The 9946-nt window shown below is 66.3% G+C and carries 7 protein-coding genes; all 7 read left to right on the top strand.

Annotated elements, in window-relative coordinates:
• A partial coding sequence (locus VGT00_05410; protein ID HEV8530831.1) for an ATP-binding protein occupies positions 1-1165 on the top strand: 1165 nt, incomplete at its 5' end.
• Positions 1162-3204: a GAF domain-containing protein gene (locus tag VGT00_05405; protein ID HEV8530830.1), complete on the top strand. Its 2043-nt coding sequence runs from the start codon at positions 1162-1164 to the stop codon at positions 3202-3204. The genes VGT00_05410 and VGT00_05405, both read left to right, overlap by 4 nt.
• On the top strand, positions 3201-5519 hold the full coding sequence (locus VGT00_05400) for a response regulator (GenBank protein ID HEV8530829.1): 2319 nt from the start codon (positions 3201-3203) through the stop codon (positions 5517-5519). The genes VGT00_05405 and VGT00_05400 overlap by 4 nt, the downstream gene beginning before the upstream one ends.
• Positions 5520-5989: 470 nt before the next feature.
• Entirely contained in the window at positions 5990-6964 is a 975-nt protein-coding gene (locus VGT00_05395) for an ABC transporter substrate-binding protein (GenBank protein ID HEV8530828.1), read from the top strand.
• A 682-nt stretch (positions 6965-7646) separates the two neighbouring features.
• Positions 7647-7964, top strand: a complete 318-nt coding sequence (locus tag VGT00_05390) for an ABC transporter substrate binding protein (GenBank protein HEV8530827.1) — start codon at positions 7647-7649, stop codon at positions 7962-7964.
• Positions 7964-8923: an ABC transporter substrate-binding protein gene (locus VGT00_05385; protein ID HEV8530826.1), complete on the top strand. Its 960-nt coding sequence runs from the start codon at positions 7964-7966 to the stop codon at positions 8921-8923. Before VGT00_05390 ends, VGT00_05385 begins: the two co-directional genes overlap by 1 nt.
• A 747-nt stretch (positions 8924-9670) precedes the next feature.
• Positions 9671-9946, top strand: a 276-nt coding sequence (locus VGT00_05380; GenBank protein HEV8530825.1) for a response regulator, incomplete at its 3' end; no start/stop codon positions are given.

Here is a 9946-nt window from a genome sequence, read left to right as displayed (position 1 = left end):
TCCGTACTTCAGCAATGATGCCGATCTGCTGCAGACTCTCGCCCACCAGTCCGCTATCGCCATCCGCAACGCGCAGACGCACCAGCGCGTGGTGCAGGTCAACGAAGAGCTGCAGAAGACCCTGGCCACCATCGAGAACGGGGTGGTGGTCGTCGGCGCCCGACGGCGGATCACCGTCTTCAACAAGGCGGCGGAGACGCTGACCGGGCTCACGGCGGTCGGAACGTGCGGCCACGGGATCGAGCAGCTCCCGCCCGTGCTCGCTCGCCTGCTCGAGGCCGCGCTGGAGCGCCACGAATCCCAGTCCGAAGTCGAGATCGCCCTGCCCGATGCGGCGGGCCAGCTGGTGCCGCTCATGTGCACCACCTCGCTGCTCCGGAATCCGCAGGGCGGCGTGGTGGGCGCGGTGGCCGTCTTCAGTGACCTCTCGCGCCTCAAGGAGCTGGAGCGCGAGCGCCGCCGCACGGAACGGCTCGCGTCGATCGAGGCCATCGCCTCGGGGATGGTGCACGAGATCCGGAATCCGCTCGTGGCCATCAAGACGTTCACCCAGCTCCTGCCGAGCCGCTTCAACGACGCAGGCTTCCGGGAGAGCTTCTCGCGCGTCGCGGGACACGAGATCGCCCGCATCGATGAGCTGCTGGAGCACTTCCGGACGCTGGCCTCCGCCTCTCGCCAGCCCATGGAGCCCGTCGACATCACGGTGCCTATCCGCAACACCCTCGACCTCCTGCAACCCCAGCTCGACGCGCGGGGGATCCGCCTGCGCCGGGTAGGCGACGCCAGCCCGCGACGGGTCCTCGGCAACGCGTCTCAGTTGGAGCAGCTTTTCTTGAACCTGTGCTTAAATGCCCTGGAAGCCATGGACTCCGACGGCGAGCTCACGGTACGAGTGGCCGACCTCTCCGACGGGGGCGGGTCTACCCTTCTCGTCGAGGTCTCGGATACCGGCTCCGGGATTTCCGACGAGCTCCTTGAACGAGTCTTCAATCCGTTCGTGACGACCAAGATCAAGGGGACGGGCCTCGGGTTGGCCATCTGTCGGGCCATCGCGGACGCGCATCGGGCCATTCTGCGCGCGCGCAACAATGCCGGGCGGCCCGGTTGCACCTTCACCATCGAGTTTCCCGTGCCGATGGCCACTCGCCCCCGAGTGCCGGCGTGAGAACCGTCCTGCTCGTCTCGGAGGACGACGCGCTCAGGGCTCGCTTGCTGCGCGCGCTCCGCGACTGCTCGATCTTCCCGTCCCGCACGGACGACGACGCCCTCCGCACCCTTCGGCTCACCGAGGTGGACCTGATCCTGAAGCAGGTGGCCAGCCCGCCCGGCGACCTCGAGAGCTTCATCGCCAAGGCGCGACAGCTTCGCCCGACCGCGGTGATCGTGTGCATCTTGCCCCCCGATGGCCTCACCCCAGACGACGAGCTGGCCGTGGAGGGCGCGGATTTCGCCTTGCTCCAGCCCTTCACCACCCCGCACCTCCGCGGGGTGCTCCGCCAGGCCGACGAGAAGCTGCTGCTCTTGCAGGAGGTGGCGGCCCTCCGCACGGCCCGCCGGCCCGCCATCCTGGACACGCTGACGGACGACCCGGACGCCGCTGCCGAAGCTTCCGCGCGCGACCTGACGCAGGTGGCGCGCGAGTTCGCCAAGGCCCTCGCCGCCGGCTTCGACCTGCCCCGGGTGCTCGAGCTCTTCCTCGATGCCGTCTCCGAGCTGGCCCGGCCGAGCCGGAGCGCCATCCTCCTGGCCGAGGACGAGCACCGACAGTACCGGATCCGGGCCGCCCGAGGCCTCGCCCCGCACCTGGTCGACTCCGTAACCCTCTCGGCGGACAGCGGGCTGCCCCTCTGGCTCATGACCGAGGGCCGCGTCATCCAGATCGATGAGGCGCAGGCGCGCGCGACGGAGTCGGCCGGGCGTGAGATTGCGCGCGAAATGGCCGTGCTCCAGGCCGTGGTCGCCATTCCCCTCGCCTCCCATGGCGAGCTGGTCGGCATCCTCCTGCTCGGCCAGCGGATCACCGGCGGGGCCTACAGCCGGCGCGACACCGAGACGCTCTTCAACCTCTCCAGCCCGCTCGCCACGGCCATCCGCGACATCCGCGTGCATCATCAGCTGCAATACCAGAAGGAATTCACCGAGCGCATCCTCCAGCGCATGTCGAGCGGCGTGATCACCATCGGCCCCGAGCAGCGCGTGGTCATGATGAACCGGCGGGCCGAGGAGATCCTGGGCATGGCCGCCAAGGACGTGCTCAATCGCGATCTCCGCGTCCTGCCCTCCCCGCTCGGCGACCTCCTCTACGAATCCCTCTCGCGCGGCAGCTCCGTCACCCGCAGCGAGATCCAGCTCGCCCTGCGCAACCTGCCCCTCGAGCTGTCGACCTATCCCGTCATGGGCGAGGGGCCGATCCCCATGGGCGCCGTGGTGGTCTTCGAGGACCTGACGGCCCAGCGCCAGCTCGCCCAGGAGCGCCGCTCGGCCGAGCAGCTCCAGCTGCTCACCCAGGTGGTGGCCCGCATTGCCGACGAGATCAAGAACCCCCTCGTCTCGATCAATGCCTTCATGGAGCTGCTGGGCGAGCGCTACGACGATGTGAGCTTCCGCCAGCACTTCACCGCGGTGGTAGGGCGGGACGTGCGCCGCCTGGTGCAGCTCTTCGACAAGCTGGCCGCCCTCGTCAACGAGGGCGACTACAAGCGCGACATCGTCGACATGCGCACGGCCATCGAGGAGTGCCTGGTCGAGATGGGCGTGGCCGAGCTGCCCGTCGCCCCCGCCGCCGCGCGCCTCCTCACCTTCACCGACGAGACCACGCAGAAGCTCGTGACCGTGAACTTCTCATACGAGGGCACTGCCTTCCTCGTCAAGGGTGATCGGGCCATGCTCAAGAAGGCCGTGGCCTACCTGATCTGGTATCTCCTGCGCAGGACCCCGGGCCAGGAAGCCAAGATCGCCGTGGCCGTGTCCCATCTCGCCGCCGAGGAGTACCTGCGGATCACCGTCGCCTCCCGCACCGCGGAGGTCCGGCCTGACGAGCTCCAGGGCATCTTCGATCCGATCCAGGTCGTGCAGGAAAACCTCATCGACGTGGGCCCCTGCGTCAGCCAGCGCATCCTCGAGGCGCAGAGCGGGCGGCTCGAGGTCAAGCAGGGCCGCGCCGAGGTCACCTTCGCGGCCCTGCTGCCCGCGGCCCACGCATGAGCGAGCGCGCCCGCATCCTGGTGGTGGACGACGAGGTCGGTCCGCGGGAGTCCCTGCGGATGATCCTCAAGCCGAGCTACGAGATCGCCACGGCGGACAGCGGGGAGACGGCGCTGAAGACGCTGCCCGGCTTCAACCCCGATCTCGTCTTCATGGACATCAAGATGCCCAAGATGGACGGCATCGAGCTGCTGCGGCGGATCAAGGCCATCGATCCCACCATCGAGGCCGTCATGATCACGGCCTACGCCTCGCTGGACACGGTGAAGAACGCCCTCACCCACGGCGCCTTTGAATACCTGATCAAGCCCTTCAGCCGCGTCGACCTCGAGGAGACGGTGCGACGGGCCCTGGCCAGGCGTCAGGCGGAGCTGGGCAAGAGCAACCAGCTCTCCACCCTCGTCAACGAGATGCGCGCGCTGTCCACCAAGACCCGCACGCTCGAGGAAGAGGCGCGGCGCGAGCAGGCCGAGCAGTCCCTGCGCGTGACGCAGCTGTCGATCCTGCGCGAGATCTCGCGGGGCATCCTGGGGCAGCTCGACCTGGGCGAGCTCACGGCGAGCATCACCACCCAGCTCAAGGAATCCCTCGGCTACGACGAGGCCGCCGTCCACCTGGGCGAGTCCTTGCCCGAGGGCGTGGAGGCGGAGGGGGCCATCGTCTGCCCCATCCGTGATGCCGGCATCACCGTGGCCTTCCTCATGGTGGCCAACCGATCGAGCGCCCGGCCTATCGATCCCCGCGAGCGCGAGCTGCTCGAGATGCTGGCCGATTCCCTCGCCGTGGCCATTCGAAACTCGCGGCTCTATACCGAGGTGGCCGAGACCAAGCGCTCGCTCGAGCGGCTCGTCAAGTCAGCCGGGGACGGCATCATCTCCTTCGATCGCGGCGGCAGCATCACGGGCTGGAACCCGGCCGCCGAACGGATGTTCGGATATACGGCGGCCCAGGCGGTTGGCAAGTCACTGCGCGGCGTCTTCCCCGACCAGTATGAGCGGGCGGCCCGCGCGGCGCTCTCCGGCGAGAAGCCCGTGGCCGCCTTCGACCTCAACGCCAAGCGGGCCGACGGCAAGATGCTCAGCCTCGCGGTGACGCTGTCCGGGGTGGCGGGGCGAGAAGGCAAGATCGACGGGCTGCTCGCTATCGTGCGCGACATGACCTCCCAGCGCGAGCTCGAGACGCAGATGCATCAATCCGAGAAGCTCACCGCCCTGGGCCAGGTGGCGGGCGGGATCGCCCACGACTTCAACAATCTGCTGCAGGCCATCCTGGGCTACTCCCAGCTCATGGGCAAGAACCTGTCCAACACGGAGGTCGTCAAGCGCGGCCTCGCCGTGATCGAGACGGCGGCCACCGGCGGGGCCGAGACGGTCCGACGGATCCAGAAGTTCGCGCGGCTCCGGCCGGATGAGCCCTTCATCTCGGTCGAGCTCAACCAGGTCGTGCAGGACGCCATTGCCATCACGCGGCCCCGATGGGAAGAGCGCGTGGCCAAGGGCGGCATTCCGCTTCGTCTCGACCTGCGCCTGACCCCGCTGCCCGCCGTCATGGGTCGGCCCTCGGAGCTGAACGAGGTCATCACGAACCTGATCCTCAACGCTATCGATGCCATGCCGGAGGGCGGCACCCTGAGCATCTCCACGCGCCCCGAAGGCAGCGAGCACGTCGTCCTCTCCGTGGCCGACACGGGCGTGGGCATGCCCGAGCACGTGCGCAAGCGCATCTTCGATCCGTTCTTCACGACCAAGGGCGAAGTGGGGACGGGGCTGGGGCTCTCGGTGTCCTACTCGATCATCCAGCGCCACAGCGGGGAGATGCGCGTGGAGAGCGAGTCGGGACGTGGCACCGCCTTCACCATCGTGCTGCCCGTCGGCCTCCTCGAGCCCGAGTCGCCGAGTGTGCCCGGCGAAGCAGAAACCCAGCGCCATGGCCGCATCCTGCTCGTGGACAACGAGCTGTCCGTCATGCACATCCTGGGCGAGATGCTCAACGAAGCCGGCCATCACGTCTTGCCCGTGTCCAGCGGCACCGAGGCCGTGCGGGTCTTCGTGCCCGGCGGCTTCGACCTCGTCCTGTGCAATCTGGGCATGACGGGCCTGACGGGCTGGGACGTGGCCGACCGGGTGCGCACGAGCGATCCGGACGTGCCGGTGGTCTTCATCACGGGCTGGGGGCTGCAGGCCGAAGACCGGGACCGCTGCCGCCAGCTCGGGGTGGAGACCGTGCTCTTCAAGCCGGTGCGGCCGGCCGAGCTCCATCACGCCGTGCAGGACGCCCTCGCCGACCGCGAGCGCCGCAAGCAGCGCCCCGCCTGAGCGGGCGGCGCTGGTCGCCTGAAGCTACCAGCGACTTTCTGGCCTAATCTTATTCGTTGGTCTTTCCTGAGTCAGCCAGATTCGACGCGGGTTCGAAACCCGAACGGGCCACCCAGCCTGGTGGCACGTCTGCTCACATTTCCGTTCGTGGGAGAAGTCCGCGCCGCGTAGAGGGTCGCATCCCTTCAAGCGGAAACAATCCAGCCTCTGGGTTATGAGGGGAATTCGTAGCGCGGCGAACCCAACGCCCCCAAGCAAATTCGCGAACACTCTGACTCTTGCCGCCTCCCGCTCTTGGTCATATTGGGCGTTGTTGGGGCACGTCTTCGGAGAGAAGTCGGAGAGCCTCTGACCCTGCTAGACTCCCGCCCAGCCTGTAAGGAGGGCTCCTGCATGGATCCGGCTCGGTTGCCCCACGCCTCGCATCCCCTCGCGTCTGACTCCCTGACACTCTGTGGACGGACCTAGTGATGGAACGGCGCACGTTCCTGTGCGGCCTGACGCTGGGTCCGCTTGCCGCGCCGTTCGTTGCCGAGGCGCAGCAGGCCCGCGTCTATCGCGTCGGAGTCGTCCTGCAGGGAGGCCCGTACTTGGGAGCCGTCGACGGGCTCCGGAAGGGCCTCGCTGAGCTGGAACTCGAAGAGGGGAAACAGTTCGTTCTTCACGTGCGCGATACGAAGGGCGATCTGAAATCCGTGGAGGCGGAGGCGAGGAGGCTCGAAGGGGAGAAGGTTGACATGATCTACGCGTTGGCCACCTCGGTCACTCTCGCGGCTAAGCGGGCAACGAAGAGCGTGCCGATCGTGTTCTACTCTGGGACTGATCCCGTGGCCGTCGGCTTCGTCGAGAGCATCCGGAAACCCGGAGGGCGACTCACGGGCATCTACACCCGGTTTACGGACCTCACGGCGAAGCGCCTCGAGCTGCTGAAGGAGATGGTTCCGAGGCTCCGCCGGGTCGTGACGTTCTACAGCCCTGACAACTCCGCCGCTCAGCAGTCCGTGAAGATCGCGCGCGATGCAGCCCGCCAGCTCAAGCTGGAGCTCGCCGAGCGGCCAGTCGCCTCGGTCGAGGAGCTGCGGGCGGGCTTGCGCGCGCTCCGGCCGGGGGAGGCGGATGCTTTCTTCTACGTGGGGGACGCGATGGTGGCCAGCCAGTCGGCGCTGATCATCGACGCCGCGAGGGCGAAGAAGCTGGCGACCATGTTCCACCAGCGCGAGACTGTCGCCATGGGGGCGCTTGCCAGCTATGGCGTGAGCTACTACGAACTGGGCCGACTGTCAGCCAAGTACGTCCAGCGCGTGCTGCTGGGCGCCAACCCTGGAGAACTGCCCGTTGAGCAGGTTGACAGACTCTACTTCGTCATCAACCTCAAGACCGCCAAGGCGCTCGGCCTGACGATTCCCCAGGCATTGCTCGGGCGGGCAGATGAATTGATCCAGTGATGGAGCGGCGGGCATTTCTCGGCTCGATAGCGGGCAGTCTCCTCGCCGCGCCGCTGGCCGCCGAGGGGCAGTCGGCGGGGAAGGGATACCGCGTCGGACTCATATTCACCACGGCGCCTGTCTCCGAAATGATCGGGCCTGACCCCGTCCACCCTCTGGTCAGATCGTTCCTGGATGAACTGCGGGCGCTCGGATACGTCCAGGAGCGGAACCTGGTGTTTGAGCCCCGGTCAGCCGAGGGGAAATTCGAACGCTTTAAGGAGATTCTGGAGGGGCTGGTCAGTCTTAAGGTGGACGTCCTTGTGGTCAACGGGAATAGCATGACGCAACGTGCGAAGGAGGTGACGAGCGTGGTCCCCATCGTCATGGTCTTTGTCAATGACCCTGTTAAGGATGGGCTTGTCGCCAGCCTCGCGCGCCCAAGTGGAAACGTTACAGGCGTTACCGGTACCGCCGGCCCGGAGATCGAAGGCAAACGGGTCGAGCTTCTCAAGGAGGCTCTTCCGAAAATCCGCCGTGTGGCCTTCCTCGGCACCAAACCGGACTGGGAGGACCCGTTCGGGAAAGCACCCAGGCTGCCGCGCGGGCACTGCGCGTCACGCTACTCCATGCAGAGCACACTCCCGATGACTACGCGGACGCCTTCGCCAGGATTGTCCGCGAGCGCCCGGACGCCCTGCTCGTGCCTAACACCACGTCCAACTTCGCTCGCCGCCGCCTCATCGTGGACTTCGCGACGAAGAGCCGACTGCCGGGCATGTACTACGTCCGAAACTTCACGGAGGCTGGAGGCCTCATGTCCTATGGGCCAGACTTCCGTGACCACTTCCGGCGCGCCGCCGCGTTTGTCGACAAGATTCTGCGAGGCGCGAAGCCAGCCGACATCCCGGTCGAGCAACCCACCAAATTCGAGCTGGTCATCAACGTCAAGACCGCCAAGGCCCTCGGCCTGACGATTCCCCAGTCGCTGCTGGCGCGGGCGGATGAGGTTATCCAGTAATGCATCGGCGGGCGTTTCTCGGCTCGGTAGTTGGCGGCCTTCTCGCCGCGCCGCTTGTGATCGAGGCACAGCAAACGCGGCCGCTTCGCATTGGCTGGCTGTCGATGGCACCGCATCCGTTTATCAGCTCTTTCCGAGCGGGGCTCCGGGATCTCCGTTATGTAGAGGGTCAGAGCGTGGTAATTGACGAGCGGTACGCTGAGGGTCAACCCGATCGTTTGCCCGGGCTGGTGCGGGAACTGATCGCACACCGGGTCGATGTGTTCGTCACTTCGGGCTCTGCACCCGCGCTAGCCGCAAAGGAAACCACCACCACAGTACCTATTGTGTCGATCACCTCGAATCACGTCGGCGTGGGGTTGGTCCGTAGCCTCGCGCATCCGGGCGGCAACGTTACGGGCCTTGAACTTCTCTCTGCCGATCTCAGCGTGAAATGGCTAGAACTCCTGAAAACCACCGTCCCGAACCTGGCGCGCGTGGGCGTCCTCGTGGACACCCCAGGGCGCAGCACTCAGTTCGAGCGAATGAACACCGTCGCGTCGTCGCTCGGTCTCAAGCTCGTTCGCCTGGGAGCCCGGGATGCCGCCGGCATCGACGCCGCCTTCACTCAGGCGGTCCGCGAGCGAGTCGGAGGACTCATCCCTGTTTCGTCCCCAGTGTTCGCGGCCCACAAGCGGGACATTGTCTCGCTCGCAGCTAAGCACCGGCTACCCGCTATGTACGAGCACCGAGACTTCGTGGATTCCGGCGGCCTGATGTCCTACGGCCCGAACCTCGACGACATTTTCCGACGCGCGGCCGTCTACGTCGACAAGATCCTCAAGGGCGCCAAGCCAGCGGACCTGCCCGTGGAGCAGCCCACAAAGTTCGAGCTTGTCATCAACCGCAAGACGGCCAAGGCGCTCGGCCTGACGATCCCGCAGTCGGTGCTGGGGCGGGCGGATGAGGTCATCCAATAAAGCGATGTGTAGCAACTGAGCCAGCCCGCTTCACTCGAAGAGAAGTAGGAAAGACCGGGCCGTCGTGCCTGTAGTGGCGGCGGCTTGATTTTCCTGAAAAATAATTTGAGACGGTCGCGCTTATAGCCAGCGCTCCGCAATCCCCCCGCTACCCATGGCCCGCTCTCTCCCTCACCCTCTCCCACCGGTCGGGCCGGGCACCCCACGCTACGCGCACCTTCTAACGCGAGGCACGCCCGAGCGCATGCGCAACGTGTGACGCGAGGCCAGCGCCACGAGCCTGGGGGTGTGGCATCGAACACGCGGAACGATACCGGCTATCGGGCAAGTGGCCACAACGGAAGGGATGGGGTATCCGGCACAACATAGACCCACCTACCGGCTGCTACACTTCGCTACACCCGAAGCCCGGAGGGCGAGGAAGCCTCTCCCGCGAGGCCCTGTCAAAGCGCCGGGTATCCGGTTTCATATACCCAACAGGCGAGGCCAGGAGCGTGGACGCTTCCCGAAGGCTCCACGAGTGGCGATCCTATCCCAAGAGACCCGATCAACCTACCCACCGGCAGCCTCTTTGCTGGGAAGTTTTGACCTCGGGACACCCGTGACGGGCCCTCAGAGGCCCACCTGTCGAGTCGTGAGTGGGCGGCCTGTGACATAAAAACTTCGGAGAACGAGGTAGGCCTGTCTACCATAGCGGCGAGAATTCATCCTGGGCAGGCGAGACGCATTCGCCCTGAAAGGAACACCATGGCGACTCCCGCAGCGGCGCCGAGGGAAACTATCCTGGTGGTAGACGACGACCCGGAGGTGCTGGCCTTGGCAGCAGACCTCCTGGGGGTGGCGGGATACAAGGTTATGAGCACGGGCGATCCTTGCGAGGCCCTCCGGTTCGCACGGACGCGCTCCGAGCCCATCCATCTGCTCCTGACAGATGTCCTGATGCCGTTCATGAGCGGCAGCAAGCTCGCCGAAGAGCTCCGGTCCATTCATCCCGAGGTAAAGGTCCTCTTCATGTCGGGGCAC

It is taken from the genome of Candidatus Methylomirabilota bacterium, from assembly GCA_036002485.1.
Classification (GTDB): Bacteria; Methylomirabilota; Methylomirabilia; order Rokubacteriales; family CSP1-6; genus AR37.
This window is presented reverse-complemented; position numbering and strand designations above follow the sequence as displayed.